22 protein-coding genes are annotated in these 25,103 nt (G+C 58.0%); 5 read left to right on the forward strand and 17 right to left on the reverse strand.

Annotated elements, in window-relative coordinates:
• Window positions 1-76: 76 nt before the first annotated feature.
• From sucD to sdhC, 9 genes are all read right to left on the reverse strand, one after another.
• Window positions 77-958, reverse strand: a complete 882-nt coding sequence (gene sucD / locus JIO00_RS20970; protein ID WP_008148605.1) for a succinate--CoA ligase subunit alpha — start codon at window positions 956-958, stop codon at window positions 77-79.
• Window positions 958-2,124, reverse strand: coding sequence for an ADP-forming succinate--CoA ligase subunit beta (gene sucC / locus JIO00_RS20975; protein WP_008148602.1), 1,167 nt, complete (start codon window positions 2,122-2,124; stop codon window positions 958-960). Before sucC ends, sucD begins: the two co-directional genes overlap by 1 nt.
• A gap of 196 nt (window positions 2,125-2,320) precedes the next feature.
• Entirely contained in the window at window positions 2,321-3,757 is a 1,437-nt protein-coding gene (lpdA, locus tag JIO00_RS20980) for a dihydrolipoyl dehydrogenase (RefSeq protein WP_077749772.1), read from the reverse strand.
• Between the two features lie 107 nt (window positions 3,758-3,864).
• Window positions 3,865-5,085 carry a 2-oxoglutarate dehydrogenase complex dihydrolipoyllysine-residue succinyltransferase gene (gene odhB, locus JIO00_RS20985; protein ID WP_010456848.1) on the reverse strand — a complete coding sequence of 407 codons (1,221 nt, stop codon included), beginning with the start codon at window positions 5,083-5,085 and terminating at the stop codon, window positions 3,865-3,867.
• 42 nt (window positions 5,086-5,127) lie between these two features.
• A complete protein-coding gene (locus JIO00_RS20990) occupies window positions 5,128-7,959 on the reverse strand; it encodes a 2-oxoglutarate dehydrogenase E1 component (RefSeq protein WP_102595535.1) in 2,832 nt (943 codons plus the stop codon).
• 259 nt (window positions 7,960-8,218) lie between these two features.
• Window positions 8,219-8,923 carry a succinate dehydrogenase iron-sulfur subunit gene (locus tag JIO00_RS20995; protein WP_010456852.1) on the reverse strand — a complete coding sequence of 235 codons (705 nt, stop codon included), beginning with the start codon at window positions 8,921-8,923 and terminating at the stop codon, window positions 8,219-8,221.
• An 11-nt stretch (window positions 8,924-8,934) separates the two neighbouring features.
• On the reverse strand, window positions 8,935-10,710 hold the full coding sequence (gene sdhA / locus JIO00_RS21000) for a succinate dehydrogenase flavoprotein subunit (protein WP_008032662.1): 1,776 nt from the start codon (window positions 10,708-10,710) through the stop codon (window positions 8,935-8,937).
• A 3-nt stretch (window positions 10,711-10,713) separates the two neighbouring features.
• Window positions 10,714-11,082, reverse strand: a complete 369-nt coding sequence (gene sdhD / locus JIO00_RS21005) for a succinate dehydrogenase, hydrophobic membrane anchor protein (protein ID WP_007945134.1) — start codon at window positions 11,080-11,082, stop codon at window positions 10,714-10,716.
• Window positions 11,076-11,450, reverse strand: a complete 375-nt coding sequence (sdhC, locus tag JIO00_RS21010; protein WP_010456855.1) for a succinate dehydrogenase, cytochrome b556 subunit — start codon at window positions 11,448-11,450, stop codon at window positions 11,076-11,078. The genes sdhD and sdhC overlap by 7 nt, the downstream gene beginning before the upstream one ends.
• Before the next feature lie 363 nt (window positions 11,451-11,813).
• Between sdhC and gltA the strand changes: the two genes are divergently transcribed.
• Window positions 11,814-13,103 (forward strand): citrate synthase, encoded by a 1,290-nt coding sequence (gene gltA / locus JIO00_RS21015; RefSeq protein WP_010456856.1) that lies wholly within the window; start codon window positions 11,814-11,816, stop codon window positions 13,101-13,103.
• Between the two features lie 260 nt (window positions 13,104-13,363).
• Here the strand turns inward: gltA and JIO00_RS21020 are convergent, their stop codons facing one another.
• The 4 genes from JIO00_RS21020 to JIO00_RS21035 all read right to left on the reverse strand — a co-directional run bounded on the left by JIO00_RS21020 (window position 13,364) and on the right by JIO00_RS21035 (window position 17,331).
• Window positions 13,364-13,585, reverse strand: a complete 222-nt coding sequence (locus JIO00_RS21020) for a hypothetical protein (RefSeq protein ID WP_200666776.1) — start codon at window positions 13,583-13,585, stop codon at window positions 13,364-13,366.
• Between the two features lie 655 nt (window positions 13,586-14,240).
• On the reverse strand, window positions 14,241-15,899 hold the full coding sequence (locus JIO00_RS21025; RefSeq protein WP_010456858.1) for a cation acetate symporter: 1,659 nt from the start codon (window positions 15,897-15,899) through the stop codon (window positions 14,241-14,243).
• Window positions 15,896-16,207: a DUF485 domain-containing protein gene (locus JIO00_RS21030; RefSeq protein ID WP_154912287.1), complete on the reverse strand. Its 312-nt coding sequence runs from the start codon at window positions 16,205-16,207 to the stop codon at window positions 15,896-15,898. Before JIO00_RS21030 ends, JIO00_RS21025 begins: the two co-directional genes overlap by 4 nt.
• A gap of 272 nt (window positions 16,208-16,479) precedes the next feature.
• Window positions 16,480-17,331, reverse strand: coding sequence for a glycine betaine ABC transporter substrate-binding protein (locus JIO00_RS21035; protein ID WP_010456861.1), 852 nt, complete (start codon window positions 17,329-17,331; stop codon window positions 16,480-16,482).
• Between the two features lie 299 nt (window positions 17,332-17,630).
• On the opposite strand from JIO00_RS21035, the gene JIO00_RS21040 reads away from it, so the two are divergent.
• Complete coding sequence (locus JIO00_RS21040; protein ID WP_200666778.1) at window positions 17,631-19,226, forward strand: glycoside hydrolase family 17 protein; 1,596 nt, start codon at window positions 17,631-17,633, stop codon at window positions 19,224-19,226.
• 124 nt (window positions 19,227-19,350) lie between these two features.
• On the opposite strand, the gene JIO00_RS21045 is transcribed toward JIO00_RS21040, so the two are convergent.
• The gene (locus tag JIO00_RS21045) at window positions 19,351-19,719 is read right to left on the reverse strand and encodes a hypothetical protein (protein WP_010456864.1); all 369 of its coding nucleotides are present in this window, start codon (window positions 19,717-19,719) and stop codon (window positions 19,351-19,353) included.
• Between the two features lie 224 nt (window positions 19,720-19,943).
• On the opposite strand from JIO00_RS21045, the gene JIO00_RS21050 reads away from it, so the two are divergent.
• Together JIO00_RS21050 and JIO00_RS21055 are read left to right on the forward strand one after the other, a co-directional pair.
• A complete protein-coding gene (locus JIO00_RS21050; protein ID WP_077748649.1) occupies window positions 19,944-21,242 on the forward strand; it encodes a serine/threonine protein kinase in 1,299 nt (432 codons plus the stop codon).
• A complete protein-coding gene (locus JIO00_RS21055; protein WP_010456868.1) occupies window positions 21,235-22,023 on the forward strand; it encodes an MlaA family lipoprotein in 789 nt (262 codons plus the stop codon). Before JIO00_RS21050 ends, JIO00_RS21055 begins: the two co-directional genes overlap by 8 nt.
• 189 nt (window positions 22,024-22,212) lie before the next feature.
• Here JIO00_RS21055 and JIO00_RS21060 read toward each other — a convergent pair whose 3' ends face one another.
• Window positions 22,213-23,127: a DUF808 domain-containing protein gene (locus tag JIO00_RS21060; RefSeq protein WP_010456870.1), complete on the reverse strand. Its 915-nt coding sequence runs from the start codon at window positions 23,125-23,127 to the stop codon at window positions 22,213-22,215.
• 134 nt (window positions 23,128-23,261) lie between these two features.
• Between JIO00_RS21060 and JIO00_RS21065 the strand changes: the two genes are divergently transcribed.
• The gene (locus JIO00_RS21065; protein WP_083376004.1) at window positions 23,262-23,870 is read left to right on the forward strand and encodes a TetR/AcrR family transcriptional regulator; all 609 of its coding nucleotides are present in this window, start codon (window positions 23,262-23,264) and stop codon (window positions 23,868-23,870) included.
• Between the two features lie 101 nt (window positions 23,871-23,971).
• Here the strand turns inward: JIO00_RS21065 and JIO00_RS21070 are convergent, their stop codons facing one another.
• Both JIO00_RS21070 and JIO00_RS21075 read right to left on the reverse strand, forming a co-directional pair.
• Window positions 23,972-24,430 (reverse strand): REP-associated tyrosine transposase, encoded by a 459-nt coding sequence (locus JIO00_RS21070; protein ID WP_010456874.1) that lies wholly within the window; start codon window positions 24,428-24,430, stop codon window positions 23,972-23,974.
• 209 nt (window positions 24,431-24,639) lie between these two features.
• Window positions 24,640-25,080, reverse strand: a complete 441-nt coding sequence (locus tag JIO00_RS21075) for a GlcG/HbpS family heme-binding protein (protein WP_200666780.1) — start codon at window positions 25,078-25,080, stop codon at window positions 24,640-24,642.
• Window positions 25,081-25,103: the final 23 nt, after the last annotated feature.

A 25,103-nucleotide genomic window follows, 5' to 3' on the forward strand; every position in this document is an offset into this window, starting at 1 on the left:
ATATCTAAACACCAGAAACGACAAAGGCCACCCGAAGGTGGCCTTTGTTTGGTGAAGCGTCAGCTAAGCGCGAGGCTTATTTGATCGCCCAACCGGTCAGCTCGGACAATGCCTTGCCGATGTCTGCCAGCGAACGCACGGTTTTAACGCCTGCGTCTTCCAGGGCAGCAAACTTCTCGTCTGCAGTGCCTTTGCCGCCAGAGATGATTGCGCCAGCATGGCCCATGCGCTTGCCCGCAGGGGCAGTCACACCAGCGATGTAGGAAACAACCGGCTTGGTCACGTGTGCCTTGATGTAGGCAGCCGCTTCTTCTTCAGCCGAACCGCCGATCTCACCGATCATGACGATCGCTTCGGTCTTCGGGTCTTCCTGGAACAGCTTCAGGATGTCGATGAAGTTCGAACCCGGGATCGGGTCACCACCGATGCCGACGCAAGTCGACTGACCGAAACCGGCGTCAGTAGTTTGCTTCACAGCTTCGTAGGTCAGGGTGCCGGAACGGGAAACGATACCGACCTTGCCTGGCAAGTGAATGTGACCTGGCATGATGCCGATCTTGCATTCGCCTGGAGTGATCACGCCAGGGCAGTTAGGACCGATCAGGACTACGCCCAGCTCGTCGCACTTAACTTTAGCGTCCAGCATGTCCAGGGTAGGAATGCCTTCGGTGATGCAGACGATCAGCTTGATGCCGCCGAAAGCAGCTTCCAGGATCGAATCCTTGCAGAAAGGAGCCGGAACGTAGATCACGCTGGCGGTAGCGCCAGTGGCAGCTACAGCATCTTTCACGGTGTTGAACACTGGCAGGCCCAGGTGCTCGGTGCCGCCTTTGCCTGGAGTTACACCACCAACCATCTTGGTGCCGTATTCGATGGCTTGCTGGGTGTGGAAACTACCTTGCGAACCGGTAATACCCTGGCAGATAACTTTGGTGTCTTTATTGATCAGGACGCTCATTATTTGCCCTCCGCAGCTTTAACGACTTGTTGAGCAGCGTCGGTCAGGCTGGTAGCAGCGATGATGTTCAAACCGCTTTCTGCCAGTACTTTAGCGCCCAGCTCAGCGTTGTTGCCTTCAAGGCGAACAACAACCGGGATTTTCACGCCGACTTCTTTCACAGCGCCGATGATGCCTTCGGCAATCATGTCGCAACGAACGATGCCGCCGAAGATGTTGACCAATACTGCAGCGACGTTAGTGTCGGACAGGATGATCTTGAACGCTTCGGTAACGCGTTCTTTGGTAGCACCGCCGCCCACGTCGAGGAAGTTGGCTGGTTTGCCGCCATGCAGGTTGACGATGTCCATGGTACCCATGGCCAGGCCAGCACCGTTGACCATGCAACCGATGTTGCCTTCCAGCGCTACGTAGTTCAGTTCGAACTTGGCAGCGTGCGCTTCGCGCGGATCGTCTTGCGACGGATCGTGGAAAGTCTTCAGCTTAGGCTGACGGTACATGGCGTTGGCATCGATGTTGATCTTGGCGTCGAGGCAATGCAGATCGCCGTCAGCCTTGATCACCAGCGGGTTCACTTCCAGCAGAGCCAGGTCGTGATCCTTGAACAGCTTGGCCAGACCTACGAAGATCTTGGCGAACTGAGCAACTTGCTTGCCTTCCAGACCCAGCTGGAATGCCAGCTCGCGACCCTGGAATGGCTGGGCGCCAACCAGTGGATCGATCGTGGCTTTCAGAATTTTTTCTGGAGTGTCGTGAGCGATTTTCTCGATGTCCACGCCACCTTCGGTGGAAGCCATGAACACGATGCGACGGCTCGAACGGTCAACGACAGCGCCCAGGTACAGCTCTTTAGCGATATCAGTGCACGATTCAACCAGGATCTTGGTGACTGGCTGGCCATTGGCGTCAGTCTGGTAAGTCACCAGGCGCTTGCCCAGCCACTGCTGTGCGAATGCCTTGGCGTCTTCTTTGCTGCGAACCAGCTTTACGCCGCCCGCTTTACCGCGACCACCAGCGTGGACCTGGGCTTTGACAACCCACTCGGTGCCGCCGATTTTGTCGCAAGCTTCTGCTGCTGCTTCCGGGGTGTCTACTGCGAAACCCTGGGATACTGGCAGGCCGTACTCAGCGAACAGCTGCTTACCCTGATACTCGTGAAGATTCATGCTTATTACCGTCTTCGTTAGGTACTGCGCATTCGGTGCTGCACTTGTTCAAGTGCCGCACCACCTGTGACTGCTGCTTGCGTAGCCTTTCCGGACAACCGGTGCAGCTACGCAAGACTGCGTCCAGCGGATATTCCGCGGTGAGTCTTGCATGCAAGGCTCACGACGGGCCATACCGCCGTGGTTTCTTATTGTCTTAACGCTTCTTGCGGTTGGCGATGTGGATGGCGCCGCCATTCACAGCCAGAGCAGCTTCGTGCAAGGCTTCAGACAGGGTCGGATGGGAGAAAACCATCATGCCCAGGTCTTCAGCGCTGGTGCCGAACTCCATGCCGATCGCGCCCTGCTGAACCAGTTCTGCAGCGCTCGGGCCAATCACGTGGACGCCCAATACGCGGTCAGTCTTGGCATCAGCAATGACTTTCACGAAACCGCCGGTGTCGTTGGCTGCCATGGCACGGCCACTGGCTGCGAACGGGAAGGTGCCAACGTTAACTTCAACGCCTTCAGCCTTCAATACCTGCTCGGTCTTGCCGACCCACGCGATTTCCGGGTGAGTATAAATAACAGACGGGATCAGGTCATAGTTGATTTGGGCTTTGTGGCCCTTGATGCGCTCAACCACCATGATGCCTTCTTCGGACGCCTTGTGCGCCAGCATCATGCCGCGAACCACGTCACCGATCGCGTAAACGCCCGGTACGCTGGTGGCGCACTGGTCGTCAACGAATACGAAACCGCGCTCGTCGATGTTCACACCGCTGTCGGCAGCCAACAGTTCGGTGGTCACTGGACGGCGACCAACGGCAACGATCAGCTTGTCGAAGGTGATGTTCTGTTCGCCGTTGGCATCGGTGTAGTTCACCACGACTTCGTCGCCGTTCACTTTGGAACCGGTAACGCGAGCGCCCAGCTTGATGTCCAGACCTTGTTTGGTCAGGGTCTTGAAGGCTTCTTTGGAAACGGCTTCGTCAGCGGCTGGCAGGAACTTTTCCAGCGCTTCCAGGACAACCACTTGCGAACCCAGACGCGACCAGACAGAACCCAGCTCCAGACCGATGACGCCAGCGCCGATCACGCCCAGACGCTTGGGAACGGATTGGAATTCCAGCGCGCCAGTCGAATCGACGATCACGTTCTGGTCAACCGGAGCCGGTGGAATGTCGATCGGACGCGAGCCCGAAGCCAGAATCACGTTCTCGGCTTCGATGATTTCAACGGTGCCGTCTGGCTTGGTCAGCTCGACTTTCTTGCCAGCCAGCAGCTTGCCGTGGCCTTGCAGGGAAGTGACGCCGTTCGCCTTGAACAGGGTGGCAACGCCAGAGGTCAGGCCTTTGACGATGTTGGCTTTACGGCCAACCATTGCCGCCACGTCCATGGTCACGCCAGCGTGATTGATGCCGTGGATCGCGAAGCCTTCTTTGGCTTCCTTGTACTTCCAGGAGCTGTCCAGCAGCGCCTTGGATGGAATGCAGCCGACGTTCAGGCAAGTACCGCCGAGGGCCAGTTTGCCTTCCTTGTCGGTGTATTTCTCGATGCAGGCAGTGGAGAGGCCCAGTTGCGCTGCTTTAATGGCAGCCACGTAGCCGCCAGGGCCCGCGCCAATCACTACCACGTCGAATTTCTGAGTCATAAAAAAGGTTCCCTTTTAGCAGCAAGCTTCAAGCCGCGAGCTGCAAGTTGAAGCCCATTCGCATGTTTTGCGCTTGAGGCTTGCAGCTTGCAGCTTGCAGCTGCTTTTTAGATATCCAGCAGCAAACGAGCCGGGTCTTCCAGCAGGTTCTTGATGGTAACCAGGAAGGTCACAGCTTCTTTGCCATCGATCAGACGGTGATCGTAGGACAGAGCGAGGTACATCATCGGACGGATCACGACCTGACCGTTGATCGCCATAGGACGCTGCAGAATGTTGTGCATGCCCAGGATGGCCGCTTGCGGCGGGTTGACGATCGGAGTCGACATCATCGAACCGAAAGTACCACCGTTGGTGATGGTGAACGTACCGCCGGTCATTTCGTCCATCGACAGTTTGCCGTCGCGAGCCTTCTTGCCGAAGGTGGCGATGCCGCCTTCGATTTCAGCCAGGCTCATCAGTTCGGCGTTACGCAGAACCGGTACAACCAGGCCGCGGTCGCTGGAAACAGCCACGCCGACGTCGGCATAACCGTGGTAAACGATGTCGGCACCGTCGATCGACGCGTTGACAGCCGGGAAGCGTTTCAGCGCTTCAGTGGCAGCCTTGACGAAGAACGACATGAAGCCCAGGCGCACGCCGTTGTGGGACTTCTCGAACAGGTCTTTGTACTTCGAACGCAGGGCCATGACTTCAGTCATGTCGACTTCGTTGAAGGTGGTCAGCATCGCCATGTTCGACTGGGCTTCTACCAGGCGCTTGGCCACGGTAGCGCGAACGCGGGTCATCGGAACGCGCTTCTCGATGCGGTCGCCAGCGGCGAACACAGGAGCAGCGGCAGCCGGAGCAGCAGCCTTGGCAGGCGCGGCAGCCGGAGCGGCTTTCTTGGCAGCAACGGCTGCAACCACGTCTTCCTTGGTCACACGACCGCCTTTGCCAGTGCCGGCAACGGAAGCGATGTTGATGCCGTTTTCTTCAGCCAGCTTGCGAGCAGCCGGTGCAGCAACAGGATCGTCTTCGCCTTCGGCGGCTGGCGCAGCAGCTTGTGCAGCAGCCGGAGCCGCGGCAGCAGCTGGAGCGGCAGCAGCGCCGCCCGCTTCGATGGAGCCCAGCACTTCGTCGGACAGAACGGTGTCGCCTTCGTTCTTGACGATAGCGCCCAGCACGCCGTCAGCGGTAGCCAACACTTCCAGCACAACCTTGTCGGTTTCGATGTCGACGATCAGGTCGTCACGCTTTACAGCGTCGCCCGGTTTTTTGTGCCAGGTGGCAACGGTGCCATCGGCAACCGATTCCGGGAAAGTGGGGGCTTTGATTTCGATAGCCATTATCTGTGGGTCCTTAAATTCGGTTTCAGGTGCGCGAAGGCGTTAAACAGTAAAGGCGTCTTGCAGCAGTTTTTCCTGCTGCTCAGCGTGCATCGATGCATAACCACAAGCAGGTGCAGCAGAAGCATCACGGCCGGCGTACTCGAGAACGAGTGCCTTGTTGTGATTGCCCACGATGCGGCGCATGTGGTGCTGGCTGCAGTACCAGGCACCCTGGTTCATCGGCTCTTCCTGACACCAAACGATATGTTTGAGGTTGGTGTACGGAGCCAGGACTTCATTCAAGTCGTCCTCAGGGAACGGGTACAGCTGCTCGATACGCACGATGGCGATGTCATCACGACCTTCGGCACGGCGTTTTTCCAGCAGGTCGTAGTAGACCTTGCCGCTACACAGAACAATGCGCTCGACCTTTTTCGGGTCTTGAACATCGATTTCCGGGATCACGGTCTGGAACGAACCTTCGGCCAGATCTTCCAGGGTCGATATGGCCAGTTTGTGACGCAGCAGCGACTTCGGAGTCAGAACGATCAATGGCTTGCGCAGCGGGCGAATCACCTGACGACGCAGCAAGTGGTAGATCTGGGCCGGCGTGGTCGGTACGGCTACCTGAATGTTGTGCTCGGCGCACAGTTGCAGGTAACGCTCTAGACGCGCCGACGAGTGCTCCGGCCCCTGACCTTCATAACCGTGCGGCAGCAGCATGGTCAGACCGCAAAGACGGCCCCACTTGTGCTCGCCGCTGGTGATGAACTGGTCGATAACCACCTGGGCACCGTTGGCGAAGTCGCCGAACTGGGCTTCCCAGATCACCAGCGCCTCAGGCGTGGTGGTCGAGTAACCGTATTCGAACGCCAGCACGGCTTCTTCGGACAGGAACGAATCGTACAGGTCGAAACGTGGCTGGCCCTTGTACAGGTTTTGCAGCGGGACGTAGGTCCCCGCGTCTTTCTGGTTGTGCAAGACAGCGTGACGGTGCGAGAACGTGCCGCGACCGATGTCCTGACCCGTCATGCGAATCGGGTGACCTTCGAACGCCAGGGTCGCGTACGCCATGGTTTCGGCGTAACCCCAGTTGATCGGCAGGCCGCCGGCTTGCATCTTCTGACGGTCTTCGTAGATTTTCGAGACCTGGCGCTGAACCACGAAGCCTTCCGGGATTTCCAGCAGCTTGGCGGACAGTTCCTGCAAGGTTTTCAGATCGAAACGCGTGTCGTGACGCGCGGTCCAGGCGTGGCCCAGATACGGACGCCAGTCCACGAACAACTCTTTGTTCGGCTCTTTGACCAGGCTTTTTACAACATGCAGGCCGTTGTCCAGCGCGTTGCGGTATTCGTCGACTTTCGCCTGAACACGCTCTGCGTCGAGTACACCGCCCTGGGTCAGACGATCGGCGTACAGCTCACGGGTGGTGCGCTGCTTGGTGATCTGCTGATACATGATCGGCTGGGTGCCACTTGGCTCGTCGGCCTCGTTGTGGCCACGACGACGGTAGCAGACCAGGTCGATTACCACGTCACGCTTGAACTGCATGCGGTAGTCGATGGCCAACTGGGTCACGAACAATACGGCTTCCGGATCATCACCATTCACATGGAGGATCGGCGCCTGGATCATTTTCGCAACGTCGGTCGCGTACTCGGTGGAACGCGAGTCCAGCGGGTTGCTGATGGTGAAACCGACCTGGTTGTTGATCACGATGTGCACGGTGCCGCCGGTCTTGAAACCGCGGGTTTGCGACATCTGGAAGGTTTCCATCACCACGCCCTGACCGGCGAATGCCGCGTCACCGTGGATGGAGATCGGCAGAACCTTCTCGCCGGTAGGGTCGTTACGACGATCCTGACGGGCGCGAACCGAACCCTCGACCACTGGAGATACGATTTCCAGGTGGGACGGGTTGAAGGCCATCGCCAGGTGAACTTCACCGCCGGTGGTCATGACGTTGGACGAGAAGCCCTGGTGATACTTAACGTCACCGGAACCCAGCTCGACCTTCTTCTTGCCTTCGAACTCGTCGAACAGCTCGCGCGGGTTCTTGCCGAAGGTGTTGACCAGCACGTTCAGACGGCCACGGTGGGCCATGCCGATAACGATTTCCTTGGTGCCGTAGGAACCGGAACGCTGGATCAACTCGTCGAGCATCGGAATCAGGCTCTCGCCGCCTTCCAGGCCGAAACGCTTGGTACCCGGGTATTTGGTGCCCAGGTATTTTTCCAGGCCTTCGCCGGCGGTGACGCGCTCGAGCAGGTGGCTCTTGATGTCGGCGGAGTACGTCGGACGACCACGCACGCTTTCCAGACGCTGCTGGAACCACTGGCGCTGCTCGGAATCGGTGATATGCGTAAATTCAGCGCCGATGGTGCGGCAATATGTCTGCTGCAACGCTTCGTGAATTTCGCGTAGGCTCGCCTCCTCTTTGCCGATGAACAGGTCGCCGGCACGGAAGGTCGTATCAAGATCGGCATTGGTCAAGCCGTAATGATTGATCGACAGGTCTGCAGGTGCAGGACGCTGCCACAGCCCCAGCGGGTCAAGCTGGGCTGCCTGGTGGCCACGCATACGGTAGGCCTGGATCAATCGCAGCACTTCAACTTGCTTCTTCTCGTGCTCACTGCTCACGCTGCCGGCGGAAACCGGTTGGGCGCGGCGCTGGTTCTTTGCCAGCAAGACGAAATGATCGCGAATTGTGGAGTGCGAAACATCGGTGGCAGAGCTGCCGTCAATAGGCAGCTTCTGAAAGTAGGTGCGCCACTCTTCTGGCACAGCGTTAGGGTCGTGCAGGTAGAGCTCATAAAGCTCTTCCACATAGGCAGCGTTTCCACCTGAAAGGTAGGCGCTGTTCCACATGCGCTGCATCACGCTTTCTTGCATGCTTGGTCACCCTCGGTTAGGGGAACACCACCGGCGTCGACACCGAGCAAACTTGCAGAAGTCCGAATGCAGCGACCAAAACAAGCCACTTAGGATCACGCTGATAGTCCGGGTACCAGCCCGGATGCCCCTGCTTGTCTCATTTCTTCAAAATAAGAGCCGCAGCCTTGTAAGCTGCTGCCCAGGTTAAAACTACGGCGCCGGTTGAAGCCTGCGCCGTAGCATCTACGGGTACAGCGGTCTTGCAGTTACAGCTGAATCACACGCCGCTTTGCAGCAGCATGTTACGCACGTGACCGATGGCCTTAGTCGGGTTCAGGCCTTTCGGACAGACGTTGACGCAGTTCATGATCCCGCGGCAGCGGAATACGCTGAACGGGTCATCCAGCGAAGCCAGACGCTCGGCAGTCTTGGTGTCGCGGCTGTCTGCCAGGAAGCGGTACGCTTGCAGCAGTGCAGCCGGGCCCAGGAACTTGTCCGGGTTCCACCAGAAGGACGGGCAAGAGGTCGAGCAGCAAGCGCACAGGATGCACTCGTACAGACCGTCGAGCTTTTCACGCTCTTCCGGGGTCTGCAGACGTTCGATGGCCGGAGCCGGCGTGTCGTTCTGCAGGTATGGCTTAACCTTCTCGTATTGCTTGTAGAAGATGCTCATATCGACGACCAGGTCACGGATAACCGGCAAACCTGGCAGCGGACGAACAATCAGCTTGTTACCTTTTACGACAGAAGACAGCGGCGTGACGCAGGCCAGGCCGTTTTTGCCGTTGATGTTCATACCGTCGGAACCGCAAACACCTTCACGGCAAGAGCGACGATAGGAGAAACCTTCGTCCTGCTCTTTGATCAGGGCCAGCACGTCCAGCACCATCAGGTCTTTACCACCGGTGTCGACCTGGAATTCCTGCATGAACGGCGCAGCGTCCTGATCAGGGTTGTAGCGATAAACACTGACTTGCAACATGGCGGCCACCCTTAATAAGTCCGAATCTTAGGTTCAAAAGTCGGAACAGTTTTCGGCGAGAAGTTCACGGCACGCTTGGTCACGCGCTTGTCACCCGGGAAGTACAGGGTGTGGCACAGCCAGTTTTCGTCGTCGCGATCTTCGTAGTCTTCACGGGCGTGAGCGCCGCGGGACTCTTTGCGGATCTCTGCAGCGATGGCGGTGGCTTCGGCCACTTCCAGCAGGTTTTGCAGTTCCAGGGCTTCGATTCGAGCGGTGTTGAACGCCTGGCTCTTGTCGTTGATCTTGACGTTGGCGATACGGCCACGCAGATCAGCCAGCTGGGCGATACCCTTCTGCATGTATTCACCGGTACGGAATACACCGAAGTAGTTCTGCATGCAGCTTTGCAGTTCTTTACGCAGAGTGGCGACGTCTTCGCCTTCTGTACGCGAGTTCAGGCCATCGAGACGAGCCAGGGCTGCATCGATGTCGGACTGGCGAGGACGGGCGTAATCAACGCCTTCTTTCAGGGTCTGCTCCAGGAACAGACCGGCTGCACGGCCGAATACCACCAGGTCGAGCAGCGAGTTGCCACCCAGACGGTTGGCACCGTGAACCGATACGCAGGCCACTTCGCCCACTGCGAACAGACCAGGAATGATCTGGTCGACGCCGTCGGCGTCCTGGGTGATTGCCTGGCCATGAATGTTGGTGGCAACGCCGCCCATCATATAGTGGCAGGTTGGAACGACCGGAATCGGCGCCACGGCTGGATCGACGTGGGCGAAAGTCTTGGACAGTTCCATGATGCCTGGCAGACGACTGTGCAGAACTTCTTCACCGAGGTGATCGAGTTTCAGCATTACGTGGTCGCCATCCGGACCGCAACCGTTGCCGGCGATGATTTCTTTAACCATCGAACGAGCAACAACGTCACGACCTGCAAGGTCTTTGGCGTTCGGAGCATAACGCTCCATGAAACGCTCGCCGTGCTTGTTGATCAGGTAACCGCCTTCACCGCGGCAACCTTCAGTCACCAGTACACCGGCGCCGGCGATGCCGGTCGGGTGGAACTGCCACATTTCAATGTCTTGTACCGGCACGCCAGCACGCAGAGCCATGCCGACGCCGTCACCGGTGTTGATCAGGGCATTGGTGGTGGACGAGTAGATACGACCTGCACCGCCAGTCGCCAATACGGTGGCGTTAGCGCGAACGTAGGAAGTTTCGCCGGTTTCGATGCAGATGACGATCATGCCGACAAAGGCACCGTCTTCGTTCTTCACCAGATCCACACCGTAGTATTCGTTGAGGAATACGGTGCCAGCCTTGAGGTTGGCCTGGTACAGGGTGTGCAGCAGTGCGTGACCGGTACGGTCGGCAGCGGCGCATGTACGTGCAGCCTGGCCACCTTTACCGAAGTCTTTCGACTGACCGCCGAACGGACGCTGATAGATGCGGCCCTGTTCGGTACGGGAGAACGGCAAACCCATGTGCTCGAGTTCGAAAACGGCTTCCGGGCCTACGGAACACATGTATTCGATAGCGTCCTGGTCACCGATGTAGTCGGAACCCTTGACGGTATCGTACATGTGCCAGCGCCAGTCATCGTTCGGATCTGCCGAGGCGATGGCGCAGGTGATACCACCCTGGGCGGATACAGTGTGCGAACGAGTCGGGAAAACCTTGGTAACTACGGCAGTCTTGTGACCACCTTGTGCCAGTTGCAGCGCAGCGCGCATACCAGCACCGCCGCCGCCAATGATGATGGCGTCGAACGAAAGCGTATTAACTGTAGTAGACATGAATCAGATACCCCAGAGAATCTGCACACCCCAGACGAAGTAAGCGAACATCGCAACGCCGCATACCGCCTGAAAAAGGAAACGTATTGCAGTTGCGGACTTGCCGAACGCCATTGGCGTCAGGTAGTCGGTCGCGATGGTCCACATGCCGACCCAGGCGTGAGCGCCGAGGGCCACGAGGGCCAGGAGACTGAAAATACGCATCCAGTTGCTTGCGAACAGTTCATGCCATTGGGCGTAGCCGATGCCAGGGTTGGCGACGACGTATCCGATCAGGAAAATGAAATAAGCCGCGAGAACGACCGCAGACACACGTTGTGCCATCCAGTCATAGAGGCCCGAACGGGACAGGTTCGTGACGTTAGTTACCATATCCAAACTCCTGCCAGAACGATTACCACCACGGAAACGGCGATAACGATTTTCGAGCCCAGTTTGCCGCCTTCAAGCGACTCGCCGATGCCCATGTCCATGATCAAATGGCGCACACCGGCAACCAGGTGATACAGCAAGGCGGACAGGATGCCCCAAATCACTAGCTTGGCTAGCGGACTGGTCAGACACGCTTTCACCTGACCGAAGCCTTCTTCCGAGTCGAGCGACTTGTCCAATGCATAAAGCATGATGGCCAGGCTGACAAAGAGGATGATTCCGGAGATTCGGTGAAGAATGGACGTGTAAGCAGTGACTGGGAGTTTGATGGTCCTTAGGTCTAGGTTTACAGGTCGTTGGCTATTCACGGCTTTTTTTCACACTGAAGAGCCCCTAACAATCAGGGCAAAGTTGTTGGGGAGTGCACTGGTCAGGTACCCACCACCCAGGGAGTGCGACCCCCAGTAAAGCAGGCCCAAAAGCCCCTGGCGGTCGGAGGCCGAGTATAGACAGTTAGGCTACTAATGACAACGCGTTCACCTTCCCCTAATAGCTCATTGCACAAGTTGGATAAAAGGCGTAAATGGCAGTCAATTTCGAGGAAAAAGTCCGGTTAAAGCCTTCTGGAGCAAGACTTTAGGCAAATTGACATTCGAATTTATCTCACTATAGTGGTGCGGGCCCTGCGTGGGGGGTCTGTCTGATGATTTCAAGCATAAATAGGAGGCCACATGGCTGACAAAAAAGCGCAGTTGATCATCGAGGGCGCAGCCCCCGTCGAGCTGCCCATTTTAACCGGCACCGTTGGTCCCGATGTAATCGACGTTCGGGGCCTGACGGCCACGGGCCGTTTCACCTTTGACCCTGGTTTCATGTCGACAGCTTCCTGCGAGTCGAAGATCACCTATATCGACGGCGACAACGGCATTCTGCTGCACCGCGGTTACCCGATCGAACAGCTCGCTGAAAAATCGGACTACCTGGAAACCTGCTATCTGCTGCTCAACGGCGAATTGCCGACCGCAGAACAGAAGGCCCAGTTCGTCAGCACCGTGAAGAACCACACCATGGTTCACGAGCAGCTGAAGACCTTCTTCAACGGCTTCCGTCGCGACGCTCACCCAATGGCCGTCATGTGCGGCGTAGTCGGCGCCCTCTCGGCCTTCTACCACGACTCCCTCGACATCAATAACCCGCAGCATCGCGAAATTTCCGCGATCCGCCTGGTTGCCAAGATGCCGACCCTGGCAGCGATGGTTTACAAGTACTCCATGGGCCAACCCATGATGTACCCGCGCAACGACCTGACGTACGCGGAAAACTTCCTGCACATGATGTTCAACACCCCGTGCGAGATCAAACCGATCAGCCCGGTACTCGCCAAGGCCATGGACCGGATCTTCATCCTCCATGCCGACCACGAGCAGAACGCATCGACTTCCACCGTACGCCTGGCCGGTTCTTCGGGTGCCAACCCGTTCGCCTGTATCGCCGCCGGCATCGCTGCACTGTGGGGCCCTGCCCACGGCGGCGCGAACGAAGCTGTTCTGACCATGCTCGATGAAATTGGCGATGTGTCGAACATCGACAAGTACATTGCCAAGGCCAAGGACAAGAACGATCCGTTCAAGCTGATGGGCTTCGGTCACCGGGTTTACAAAAACCGCGACCCACGCGCTACCGTCATGAAGCAGACTTGCGACGAAGTGCTGAAGGAACTGGGTATCAAGCACGACAAGCAACTCGAACTGGCCATGCGCCTGGAAGAGATCGCGCTGACCGACCCGTACTTCATCGAACGCTCGCTGTACCCGAACGTCGACTTCTACTCGGGGATCATCCTCAAGGCGATCGGCATTCCAACCAGCATGTTCACCGTGATCTTCGCCCTGGCGCGGACTGTCGGCTGGATCTCCCACTGGAAAGAAATGCTCTCCAGCCCGTACAAGATTGGCCGTCCTCGCCAGCTGTACACCGGCTACGAGTCGCGTGACATCACCAAGCTGGAAGACCGCAAATAAGACCTGTCTTGCGATAACGTCTTAAGCTGTACCGGGAACGGCCTCTATTTATATAGAGGCCGTTTTTGTTTGTGCGGTCTCAGCGGCCTAGGGGCCGACTGGGTTTTTGGTTGTGTACATATCCGTTTCTGCGGTAACGGCTACTTATGGTTTCGCTCTTACAGCGAGTCCTTTTTTCAAACGCCAAAAGGGAACCAAAAGGCTTCGCCCCGACGTACGGCGCCTCGCTGAGGCTCCGCGATCCCTCGCTACGGCGTCCATCAGGGGGCATCGCCTAAGGTCTGCCGAAGGGGCGAGAGAACAAGATCAAGATCAAGATCAAGATCAACGTCAAAAGCCAAAGCCAAAGCCAAAGCCAAAGCCAAAGCCAAAGCCAAAAGGATCACTGCCTTTGGAAAGCTTGCGTACATCCGCAAGAACAGGTCGGCTGTCAGGCTGCCTTCGCGGGCAAGCCGCGCTCCTACAAGGGGTTCGCTGTACACGCTTCGCTCTTCACCATTCATCAGGCCGAGCGTTAGCTCGCCTGCAGCTTGGCCGTCATCGCTGGCAGGCCAGCTCCCACAGGGTCAGGTGTTCACCTGCAAGTCATTGGTCGGCTGTCAGGCCGCCTTCGCGGGCAAGCCTCGCTCCTACAAGGGGTTCGGTGTAAACGCTTCGCTCTTCACCACTCATCAGGCCGAGCGTTAGCTCGCCTGCAGCTCTTGATCTTGATCCACCCGCCCCTTTCGGGAGGCTGAGTGGAGGTGTTCATCCGGGGAGTGGCGCGCAGCGCCGTTCGACGCAGTCGAACACGCTGCATGTAGGTCGTCGCGAAGCAGACCGGAGGGCAGTGTCCCCGGATGGATACCGGAGCGAAGGTACGCCGAGCCTTAGCGAGGGGCCGGACGCTTGGGGCGAGACTTTTTGGTTCCTTTTGTGGCGTTTGACAAAAGGGACTCGCCGTAAGGGCGAAACCGCCAGCCGCCGTTACCGCAGGAATGGATATATACACCTGAGAGAGACAGGTCGGCTGTCAGGCCGCCTTCGCGGGCAAGCCTCGCTCCTACACCAAATACCATCGCCAACAAAAAAAATGCCCCGATCTCTCGACCAGGGCATTTTTCGTTTAACGCAACTTACACAGACAAACCCGAAGCCTTAGTGAGAAACCGCCCCACTCGCCCCCAAACCGGTCTGCGAACGAACAAACTGCGGGAAGAACAGCGCACGCTCATTAACGCCAGCCGCCGACTTGTCAGTGATCGAGAAGAACCAGATCCCGATAAACGCAATGGCCATCGAGAACAGCGCCGGGTACTCATACGGGAAGATAGCCTTCTCGTGATGCAGGATCTGCACCCAGATGGTTGGACCCAGCACCATCAAACCAACCGCACTCACCAGACCCAACCAGCCGCCGATCATTGCACCGCGAGTGGTCAGCTTCTTCCAGTACATGGAAAGCAACAGCACCGGGAAGTTACAGCTCGCTGCGATGGAGAACGCCAGGCCCACCATGAACGCGATGTTCTGGCTTTCGAACAGAATGCCCAAGCCGATCGCCAGCACTGCCAAAGCGATGGTGGTGATTTTCGAGACACGGATCTCGTCCTTCTCGTTGGCCTTGCCTTTCTTGATCACGCTGGCATACAGGTCGTGAGACACCGCCGAAGCACCGGCCAGGGTCAAACCGGCAACCACCGCCAGAATGGTCGCAAACGCTACCGCCGAGATAAAGCCCAGGAAAATACTGCCACCCACCGCGTTGGCCAGGTGCACCGCCGCCATGTTGTTGCCGCCCAACAGCGCGCCAGCAGCATCTTTAAAGGCCGGGTTGGTGCTGACCAGCAGGATCGCGCCGAAGCCGATGATGAAAGTCAGGATGTAGAAGTAGCCAATGAAGCCGGTTGCATACAGCACGCTCTTGCGAGCTTCTTTTGCGTCACTCACGGTGAAGAAGCGCATCAGGATGTGCGGCAGGCCAGCGGTACCGAACATCAATGCCAGGCCAAGGGAGAACGCCGAGACCGGGTCTTTCACCAGACCGCCGGGGCTCATGATCGCTTCGCCTTTGGCGTGAACCTTGATCGCCTCGGAGAACAGTGTGCTGAAGTCAAAGTTGACGTGCTTCATCACCATCAGCGCCATGAACGAGGCACCGGACAGCAACAGCACAGCCTTGATGATCTGCACCCAAGTGGTCGCCAGCATGCCGCCAAACAGCACGTACATGCACATCAGGACGCCGACCAGGATCACTGCTACGTGGTAATCCAGACCGAACAGCAACTGGATCAGCTTGCCGGCCCCGACCATTTGCGCGATCAGGTAGAACGCCACCACCACCAGCGAACCGCAAGCAGACAGCGAGCGAATCTGGGTTTGCCCAAGGCGGTAGGACGCCACATCGGCAAAGGTGTACTTACCCAGGTTACGCAGGCGCTCGGCGATCAGAAACAGAATGATCGGCCAGCCCACCAGGAAGCCGATCGAGTAGATCAGGCCATCGTAGCCGGAAGTGAACACCAGGGCGGAAATACCCAGGAAGGACGCCGCCGACATGTAGTCACCGGCAATCGCCAGACCATTCTGGAAACCGGTGATCTTGCCGCCGGCCGCATAGTAGTCGGCCGCCGAGTTATTTTTCTTGGAGGCCCAGTAGGTGATATACAAAGTCGCGCCAACGAAGGCCACGAACATCAGGATCGCGGCGACGTTCAGCGGTTGTTTCTGAACCGCGCCGGTCAGGGCTTCAGCCGCCCAGGCACCCGGTGCGAATGCTGCAACGCTCAATAGAGCCAATAGACGCCGGATCATTGCTGAGCCTCCTTGAGAATCAGATTGTTCAGGTCGTCGAATTCGCCATTGGCGCGTCGTACATAGATTGCAGTCAGGATAAAGGCCGAGAGAATCAGCCCGACACCAATCGGTATCCCCCAGGTAATCGAAGACTCGGGGCTGATTTTCGCTCCCAGAATATGCGGCCCGTAAGCAATCAAAAGGATGAATCCGGAGTAAAGCCCAAGCATGATCGCCGAAAGAATCCAGGCGAACCTTTCTCGCTTACTAACCAGCTCCTTGAAGCGCGGGCTGTTTTGAATCGAGAGGTAAATGCTGTCGTTCATTGTTTTTATCCTCGCAGCACAGATTAAAGTTGGAACGTTATCCACTCTATGCGGCTGCGGGGCAGGTTCCAGACGACCTTAGTATTAGAACGACATGACAGAATCGCCATTTTCTGGTGTGACGCAACTTTTGTAGGAGCCAGGCTTGCCGGCGAAGGCGTCCTCACGATCGCTTTCGCCGGCAAGCCTGGCTCCTACAAAAAAAAACAAAAGGCCCGTTGGCAATATGCCAAGGGGCCTTGAGAGGTGCTGACTAGAGCCGTCAGCTCAAATCACTTGATCCAGTCTGCAACGCGCTCAGGGTGTTTTGCCACCCAATCTTTCGCCGCGGCGTCAGGCTTGGCGCCGTCTTGAATCGCCAACATGACTTCGCCGATTTCGTCTTTCGAGGCCCACTGGAAGTTCTTCAGGAACTTGGCAACTTCCGGCGCCTTCGTGGCCAGTTCTTTGCTGCCGATGTTGTTCACGGTTTCAGCCGCGCCATAAACGCCTTTCGGGTCGTCCAGGAAGCGCAGTTTCCACTTGGCGAACATCCAGTGCGGTACCCAACCGGTCACAGCGATGGATTCGTTTTTCTTCTCGGCACGGGTCAGTTCGGCAATCATGCCGGCGCCGGAACTGGCCTTGAGTTGATACCCGGTCAGATCGTAATCCTTGATCGCCTGCTCGGTTTTAAGCATCACGCCCGAACCGGCGTCAATGCCGACGATGCGTTTTTTGAAGGTGTCGTCAGTTTTCAGGTCATCGATGGTTTTAGCCTTGACGTACTCCGGCACGATCAAGCCGATTTTTGCATCCTTGAAGTTCGGACCGTAATCGACGACTTGATCCTTGTTCTTGGTCCAGTATTCGCCGTGAGTCACCGGCAGCCAGGCGGACAACATGGCGTCGAGTTTGCCGGTGGCCACACCCTGCCACATGATCCCGGTGGCGACGGCTTGCAGTTTCACGTCATAACCCAGCTTTTGCTTGATCACTTCGGCGGCCACATGCGTGGTCGCGACGCTGTCGGACCAACCGTCAACGTAACCGATGCTCAGGGTTTTGCTCTCGGCATTGGCCATTGTGGAGCCAATCGCGAGCACCAGAGCGGCACCTGCGCCTAAAAGTCGTCGCATCTTCATCGTTACTTCCCCGAAAGTGCTGCGCTCGACGGGTGCCGAGTCGCGTCAACGTATTGTTATGGTGCACAGCGCCCCCATCACGCCCACCGCAAACTCGTTCGAACATCAGCGTGATTTTCCATGGGAGCACTGATGCCTCGATAATCAACCTGACGACAACCGGAACCTGTGCTGTCAGCGACCTCAAGGCATCGAGAAACGACATCAGAACGCCATTAATCACGACCGCCTGGAGTGCGCCGACCAATCCGCCCGAACTTTGCATGTCAAAATCATGCAAGCCCCCTAGCGCGGGGCAAATGAAGGTAACATGCGCGGCTTTGCTCCCAGACGGCCTGACCATGCCCGCGACCTCCCGCTTTCCTTTTCTGGCTTATCTCTTCGCTTGCCTGCTGGGGCTGTTTGCCCTTGGCGGCTTTTGGTACGGCCTTGGCAAACCGGTGATTCTGCCGGACGTGGCCAGCGCGACGCACAAGCTGCAATGCGCCTCCTACACCCCGTTCGACAAGGACCAGTCGCCGTTCGACGTGCCGTTCAAGTTGCGCCCCGAGCGCATGGACGCCGACCTCGCGCTGCTGGCCAAAAGCTTCGAGTGCATCCGCACCTATTCCATGACCGGCCTCGAGGCGTTGCCCGACCTGGCGCGCAAGCATGGTCTGAAACTGATGATTGGCGCCTGGGTCAACAGCAACCCGGTGGACACCGAGAAAGAAGTCGACCTGCTGATCGCCTCGGCCAACGCCAACGCGGACGTGGTGACCTCGGTGATCGTCGGCAACGAAACCCTGCTGCGCAAGGAAGTCACGGGTGCGCAGCTGGCAAAGCTGATCAATAAAGTCAAAAGCCAGGTCAAGCAACCGGTGACTTACGCCGATGTCTGGGAGTTTTGGCTCAAGCACCCGGAAATCGCCCCGGCAGTGGATTTCCTGACCATCCATTTGCTGCCGTACTGGGAAGATGATCCCTCGAACATCGATGCCGCGCTGCAGCATGTGGCCGAAGTGCGTCAGGTGTTCGGCAACAAATTCGCGCCCAAGGACGTGGTGATTGGCGAAACCGGCTGGCCGAGCGAAGGCCGTCAGCGCGAAACCGCCCTGCCGAGCCGGGTTAACGAAGCCAAGTTCATTCGCGGTTTTGTCATCATGGCCGAGCAGCAAGGCTGGCATTACAACCTGATCGAAGCTTTCGACCAGCCCTGGAAGCGCGCCAGCGAAGGTGCGGTCGGTGGTTACTGGGGGCTGTTCGATGCCGATCGCCAGGACAAGGGCGTGCTGGCCGGTCCCGTGTCGAACGTGCCGTACTGGTCGCAGTGGCTGGCCGTTGGCGGTTTGATTTTTCTTGGCACGCTGATCCTTGGCGGGCGTGTACGCACCACCCGCGCTGCACTGGTGCTGCCGCTGCTCGGCGCACTGGCGGCGTGCTCGATTGGCGCCTGGGGTGATCTGGCGCGAGTCACGACGCGCTTTGCCAGTGAATGGTTGTGGGTGGCGTTGCTGACGGGGTTGAATCTGTTGGTGCTGGCGCATGCCGCATTGACGCTGAGCGCTCGTACCGGTTGGCGTGGGCGGGCGTTCAATGCACTGGAGCGTCGAGCAGGCTGGCTGGTCGCCGGAGCAGGTTTTGCGGCGGCGGTGATGATGCTTGAGCTGGTGATCGACCCGCGTTATCGCAGCTTTCCAAGTGTCGCCTTCATACTGCCGGCGCTGGTTTACCTGTGCCGCCCAGTGAGCGCGGCGCGCCGTGAAATCGCCCTGCTGACCTTCATCATTGGCGCCGGCATTGCACCGCAGCTGTTCCGTGAAGGGTTGCAGAACCAGCAAGCCTGGGGTTGGGCGCTGGTGAGTGTTTTGATGGTGGCGATGTTGTGGCGCTGTTTGCGGGTTCGCAAGGCGTAATCTTCAGCGCAGCTGGTGGCCTCTTTGCGGGCAAGCCACGCTTCCACAGGGTTATTCAGCGAATACAGATGTTGTGTACGACGAAGATCCTGCAGGAGCGAGGCTTGCCCGCGAAGACGGACTATCAGGCGCTACGGGAGGCCCGGACCAGCCGCAACCCGGCAATCACCACCGCAAAAACGGCCAAGGTCGTGTTGTACAACGCCAGCGCCGGAAACCCGAACACCAGCGCCAGCACTGCCAGCCACCACCCTGCCCGGCCCGGCACCACAAACCCGATGATCGCAGCGGCCAGTGCAGCAAAGCCCAACACCTTGAAGTGAATCATCAAGCCCAGGTTCGAACGAATCTGGCATTCCCAGCGGCTCGCCTCGTCCACGCAGATGCCAACCCACTGCGCATCCTCCATAAAGCCATAACGCGCGCCATAACTGGCGGCCAGCCATAATGGCAGCAGAACGAGTAGCAGAATCACGGGCAGACGGCGGGACATGAAGCACTCCAATAAACGAAAACGGCGGCCAGCTTAATCCTCCGGCAGCGCTAAGCAAACGCGCGTAACAGATAATTAGTCACGAAATAGCTGCAAAGTGTATCGTCCAGCTACTATTGATCCGAAATTCGCCCAGATTGGTGCCGCAGCATGGCACTTTGGCGCAAACCCCGTGGTCATAGCCTGCGAACTTCATTCGGCACCTTCCTCTAAGGGATCTAGTCATGCTCCGTTCCTTGCGCTTCGCCGCCCTGTTTGGCGGCCTTATTTTGAGTGCGTCCGCGCTGGCGGTCGATATCGACGCCGCCAGTTATGGCTACCCCTTGACCAACCCGTTCGAGGCGACCATTGCCACGACTCCGCCGGACCTGCGCCCGGAGTTACCGCTGGACGACGACATCGATCAGCAGACTCGCAGCGTGACTCTGCGCCCGGAGCGTGCATTCGAACTGCCAGACAATTTCTGGCCGGTCAAAAAGCTGACCTATCGTATTGCCACTCAGGACAAGGCTGCGCCGCTGATCTTCCTGATCGCCGGCACCGGTGCGCGTTATGACAGCAGCCTCAATGAGTACCTGAAAAAGCTCTACTACAAGGCCGGTTATCACGTGGTGCAACTGTCGTCGCCCACCAGTTTCGACTTTATGAGCGCGGCCTCACGCTTTGCCACACCGGGTATCACCAAGGAAGACGCCGAAGACATGTACCGGGTGATGCAGGCCGTCCGGGCGCAAAACCCGCACGTTGCCGTCACCGATTACTACCTGACCGGTTACAGCCTGGGCGCGCTGGACGCGGCCTTCGTCGCGCACCTGGACGAAACCCGTCGCAGCTTCAACTTCAAGAAAGTCTTGCTGCTCAACCCGCCGGTCAACCTCTACACCTCGATCACCAACCTGGACAAGCTGGTCCAGACCGAGGTCAAGGGCATCAACAACAGCACCACGTTTTATGAACTGGTGCTGAACAAACTGACTCGCTACTTCCAGCAAAAAGGCTACATCGACCTCAACGATGCCCTGCTCTACGACTTCCAGCAGTCCAAGCAGCACCTGACCAACGAGCAGATGGCCATGCTGATCGGCACTTCGTTCCGCTTTTCGGCGGCCGACATTGCCTTCACCTCGGACCTGATCAACCGCCGCGGCCTGATCACCCCGCCGAAATACCCGATCACCGAAGGCACCAGCCTCACGCCGTTCCTCAAGCGTGCGCTGCAATGCGACTTCGACTGCTACATCACCGAGCAAGTGATCCCGATGTGGCGCGCCCGCACCGACGGCGGCAGCCTGCTGCAACTGATCGACCAAGTCAGCCTGTATGCCCTCAAGGATTACCTGCACGACAGCCCGAAAATCGCCGTCATGCACAACGCCGACGACGTGATCCTCGGCCCTGGCGACCTCGGTTTCCTGCGCAAGACTTTCGGCGACCGCTTGACCGTTTATCCACTGGGTGGCCATTGCGGCAACCTAAATTACCGCGTCAACAGCGACGCTATGCTGGAGTTCTTCCGTGGCTAAATACCTCCTGCTTATCGCTGCGTTACTCTGTGCAGGCGTCGCCAATGCCGACAACAGCAAAGCCAACGCACCTGTCGTGGTCGACAGTGACGGTTTCAAGGAACCGCTGAGCAAACTCAAGTTCAACCCGGGGCTGGATCAGCGCGAGTTCGAACGTTCCACGCTCAATGCGCTGAACGTCTACGATCCGCTGGAAGAGTGGAACCGCCGGGTTTATCACTTCAACTACCGCTTCGACCAATGGGTGTTCCTGCCGGTAGTCGACGGTTATCGCTACATCACCCCGAGTTTCCTGCGCACCGGCGTGAGCAACTTCTTCAATAACATCGGCGATGTGCCGAACCTGATGAACAGCCTGCTGCAGTTCAAGGGCAAGCGTTCGATGGAAACCACCGCACGCCTGTTGCTCAACACCACCATCGGCATCGCCGGCCTGTGGGACCCGGCCACGGCCATGGGCCTGCCGCGCCAGAGCGAAGACTTCGGTCAGACCCTGGGCTTCTACGGTGTACCGGGCGGCGCTTATTTCGTGTTGCCGATCCTCGGCCCGTCGAACATCCGCGACACCGGCGGCCTGGTGGTGGACTTCAGCGCCGAATCGGCGATCAACTTCCTGAACGTCTCGGAAGTCAGCTCCAACCATCCTGAGGTCTGGGCCCTACGCGGCGTCGACAAGCGCTACCAGAACAGCTTCCGCTACGGCCAGCTGAACTCGCCGTTCGAGTATGAGAAGGTGCGCTACGTGTACACCGAGTCACGCAAGTTGCAGATCGCCGAGTAAATCAGGCGGTAACAAAAAAGGCCATTCGATTCGCGTCGAATGGCCTTTTTTATGAGGTCTCTCAAACACCAAAAAACCAATGTGGGAGCGAGCCTGCTCGCGATGGGGCCAGCACAGTCAACATCTATGCTGACTGAAACACCGCTATCGCGAGCAGGCTCGCTCCCACACTTGGAAAGTGCCCAGCTTCTAGCCTTTCAGAGTTTTCCAGATTTTGCTGGCGACCATCACACCCGCCAGCACCACAGCTCCGGCCACAATCCCCGCCACCGCATTCAGCAACGTCGGCACGATAAACCCGGCACCGCCCGCCCCTGCACTGACGCTCTCAATCCAGTGATGAACCACCGGCACGCCATGGGTCAGAATCCCGCCGCCCACCAGGAACATTGCTGCCGTGCCGATCACCGACAGGCCTTTCATCATGTACGGCGCTGCGCGCAGAATCCCGCCGCCGATGCTTTTGGCCATCTGCCCGGGCTTCTGGGTCAGCCACAGGCCGAGATCATCAAGCTTGACGATACCCGCCACCAGGCCATAGACACCGATAGTCATGACGATGGCAATACCCGACAGCACGATAACCTGCTGAGTCAACGACGCATCTGCCACGGTGCCGAGGGTGATGGCGATGATTTCCGCCGACAGGATGAAGTCGGTGCGGATAGCGCCCTTGATCTTGTCTTTCTCGAACGCCACCAGATCAACGGCCGGATCGGCCACGGCTTCGACCAGCTCGGCATGTTCGGCCTGATCTTCAGCCTTGCTGTGCAGGAATTTGTGGGCGAGTTTCTCGAAACCTTCGAAACACAGGTAGGCGCCACCGACCATCAACAGTGGGGTGACCAGCCACGGGATGAACACGCTGATCGCCAGCGCCGACGGCACCAGGATCAGTTTGTTGAGAAACGAGCCCTTGGCCACGGCCCAAACGACCGGTATTTCCCGTTCGGCACGCACGCCGCTGACCTGCTGGGCATTGAGCGCCAGATCGTCGCCGAGCACGCCGGCGGTCTTCTTGGCGGCCATTTTGGTCATCAACGCCACATCGTCGAGAACGGCGGCGATGTCGTCGATCAGCATCAGCAAACTGCTTCCTGCCATAAATCAGGTTTCCTTCTTGAATGAATGCCGCGCAGCATAGCGCGACCGAGCGCCACACGGGGCATTCTTGAGCGCCGCGCGAGGCCGGTGATACCATGCGCAACCGCCAGAACAGGCAAGGAACCCCCTGGTTTATGAGCACTATCCGCGAGCGCAACAAAGAACTGATCCTGCGTGCCGCCAGTGAAGAATTTGCCGACAAGGGCTTCGCAGCGACCAAAACCAGTGATATCGCAGCCAAGGCGGGATTGCCCAAGCCCAACGTCTATTACTACTTCAAATCCAAGGAAAACCTCTACCGCGAGGTCCTGGAAAGCATCATCGAGCCGATTCTGCAGGCGTCGACGCCGTTCAACGCCGACGGTGTGCCCAGCGAAGTGCTGAGTGGCTACATTCGCTCGAAAATCCGCATCTCCCGCGACTTGCCTTTCGCCTCCAAGGTATTCGCCAGCGAAATCATGCACGGCGCCCCGCACCTCAGTGCCGACCTGGTCGAACAGCTCAACGGCCAGGCCAAGCACAACATCGACTGCATCCAGACCTGGATCGACCGCGGCCAGATCGCCCCGATCGACCCTAACCACCTGATGTTCAGCATCTGGGCCGCGACGCAGACCTATGCTGACTTTGACTGGCAGATCACGGCCATTACTGGCAAGGCCAAGCTGGATGAAGAGGACTATGAAGCGGCGGCGCAGACGATAATTCGGCTGGTGCTGAAGGGGTGTGAGCCGGATCAGTGAGACTGCGCTGCGGCTTATCGTCAGCAGTCTCACTCCTGCATTTGGAATGCATTCCCCTGTAGGAGTGAGCCTGCTCGCGATCGAGGCGATTCGGTCCCAACTCAAACCCAAATCGCATCCCACAACGGATAATCGCCCAGTTTCTCCACCAGTCCAGCCCGCAACGGGTTGGCCACGACATACCTCGCCAACTTCACCAAATCCTCCTCCCGCCGAAGTGCCCGATCATGGAATCCTCTCTGCCAGAGGCTAATATTTCGACCGGTACGCTGCTTCACCGCTTTGGTACTCATCGACTTGGTCTTTTGCATCAACTCGCTCAAAGAGCCCTGCTGTAATTCAATCAACCAATGAAAATGATCGGGCATGACTACCCACGCCAGTGAGTTCGCCAAGCCTAGATTCTGCGCATTTCGAAATTGATCGACGACCAGCCTGCCCAAGGCAAAATCCTTGAAAACCGGGATCCTGTGAAGTGTATTGCTGGTTAACAAATAAATCCGGCTGGCTTCGGCATAGCGCCCGACTCGCAATCGGTGTGCAGCAGGTAAATCCGGCATTCCTTGCCTCCCATGATCAGGTCAGGAAAAGGCTAGTCCTGTGGATTAAGGAAGACGGGGCAAACTTTTGGCTGGATGTGTCTGGTAGATAGCTATCGCGAGCAGGCTCACTCCTACAGGGGATTTGTGGTGTTCAGACATTTTGTGTCCAACCCCGATCCTTGTAGGAGTGAGCCTGCTCGCGATAGCAATTAATCAGTCACCCCAAATCAAGCCGTAACCCCCGCATCCGCCCTTAACCCCACCGCCTCGATCGCACTGATCGCGCACTGCTCGTCAACGTCCGACAGATCCCCGCTGACCCCCACCGCCCCCAGCACATTCCCGTCCTGATCCCGAATCAACACGCCGCCCGGTGCCGGCACGACGCTGCCCTGCCCCAGGCTGTTAAGCGCGGCAAAGAACGCCGGTCGTTGTTGGGCGTCCAGCGCCAGCAGGCGTGAGCCTTTGCCGAGGGCGATGGCGCCCCAGGCTTTGCCGATGGCGACTTGCGGGCGCAGCAGGCTGGCGCCGTCTTCGCGCTGCAAGGTAATCAAGTGCCCGCCGGCATCCAGCACCGCGACGGTCAGTGGAGCCGCGGAGATAGCACGCCCAGCGGTGATGGCCTGATCGATCAGGTTGACTGCAACTTTCAAGGTTAAAGCGCTCATGGTGCCGTCCTCATTTTGTTATA

The organism is Pseudomonas sp. SW-3, assembly GCF_016615645.1.
Taxonomy (GTDB): domain Bacteria; phylum Pseudomonadota; class Gammaproteobacteria; order Pseudomonadales; family Pseudomonadaceae; genus Aquipseudomonas; species Aquipseudomonas mandelii.

What these genes read in the sequence shown, in the direction of transcription:
- sucD (WP_008148605.1), bottom strand. Translation starts at nt 958, where the DNA reads ATGAGCGTCCTGATCAATAAAGACACCAAAGTTATCTGCCAGGGTATT.
- sucC (WP_008148602.1), bottom strand. Translation starts at nt 2,124, where the DNA reads ATGAATCTTCACGAGTATCAGGGTAAGCAGCTGTTCGCTGAGTACGGC.
- lpdA (WP_077749772.1), bottom strand. Translation starts at nt 3,757, where the DNA reads ATGACTCAGAAATTCGACGTGGTAGTGATTGGCGCGGGCCCTGGCGGC.
- odhB (WP_010456848.1), bottom strand. Translation starts at nt 5,085, where the DNA reads ATGGCTATCGAAATCAAAGCCCCCACTTTCCCGGAATCGGTTGCCGAT.
- JIO00_RS20990 (WP_102595535.1), bottom strand. Translation starts at nt 7,959, where the DNA reads ATGCAAGAAAGCGTGATGCAGCGCATGTGGAACAGCGCCTACCTTTCA.
- JIO00_RS20995 (WP_010456852.1), bottom strand. Translation starts at nt 8,923, where the DNA reads ATGTTGCAAGTCAGTGTTTATCGCTACAACCCTGATCAGGACGCTGCG.
- sdhA (WP_008032662.1), bottom strand. Translation starts at nt 10,710, where the DNA reads ATGTCTACTACAGTTAATACGCTTTCGTTCGACGCCATCATCATTGGC.
- sdhD (WP_007945134.1), bottom strand. Translation starts at nt 11,082, where the DNA reads ATGGTAACTAACGTCACGAACCTGTCCCGTTCGGGCCTCTATGACTGG.
- gltA (WP_010456856.1), top strand. Translation starts at nt 11,814, where the DNA reads ATGGCTGACAAAAAAGCGCAGTTGATCATCGAGGGCGCAGCCCCCGTC.
- JIO00_RS21025 (WP_010456858.1), bottom strand. Translation starts at nt 15,899, where the DNA reads ATGATCCGGCGTCTATTGGCTCTATTGAGCGTTGCAGCATTCGCACCG.
- JIO00_RS21030 (WP_154912287.1), bottom strand. Translation starts at nt 16,207, where the DNA reads ATGAACGACAGCATTTACCTCTCGATTCAAAACAGCCCGCGCTTCAAG.
- JIO00_RS21035 (WP_010456861.1), bottom strand. Translation starts at nt 17,331, where the DNA reads ATGAAGATGCGACGACTTTTAGGCGCAGGTGCCGCTCTGGTGCTCGCG.
- JIO00_RS21040 (WP_200666778.1), top strand. Translation starts at nt 17,631, where the DNA reads ATGAAGGTAACATGCGCGGCTTTGCTCCCAGACGGCCTGACCATGCCC.
- JIO00_RS21045 (WP_010456864.1), bottom strand. Translation starts at nt 19,719, where the DNA reads ATGTCCCGCCGTCTGCCCGTGATTCTGCTACTCGTTCTGCTGCCATTA.
- JIO00_RS21050 (WP_077748649.1), top strand. Translation starts at nt 19,944, where the DNA reads ATGCTCCGTTCCTTGCGCTTCGCCGCCCTGTTTGGCGGCCTTATTTTG.
- JIO00_RS21060 (WP_010456870.1), bottom strand. Translation starts at nt 23,127, where the DNA reads ATGGCAGGAAGCAGTTTGCTGATGCTGATCGACGACATCGCCGCCGTT.
- JIO00_RS21065 (WP_083376004.1), top strand. Translation starts at nt 23,262, where the DNA reads ATGAGCACTATCCGCGAGCGCAACAAAGAACTGATCCTGCGTGCCGCC.
- JIO00_RS21070 (WP_010456874.1), bottom strand. Translation starts at nt 24,430, where the DNA reads ATGCCGGATTTACCTGCTGCACACCGATTGCGAGTCGGGCGCTATGCC.
- JIO00_RS21075 (WP_200666780.1), bottom strand. Translation starts at nt 25,080, where the DNA reads ATGAGCGCTTTAACCTTGAAAGTTGCAGTCAACCTGATCGATCAGGCC.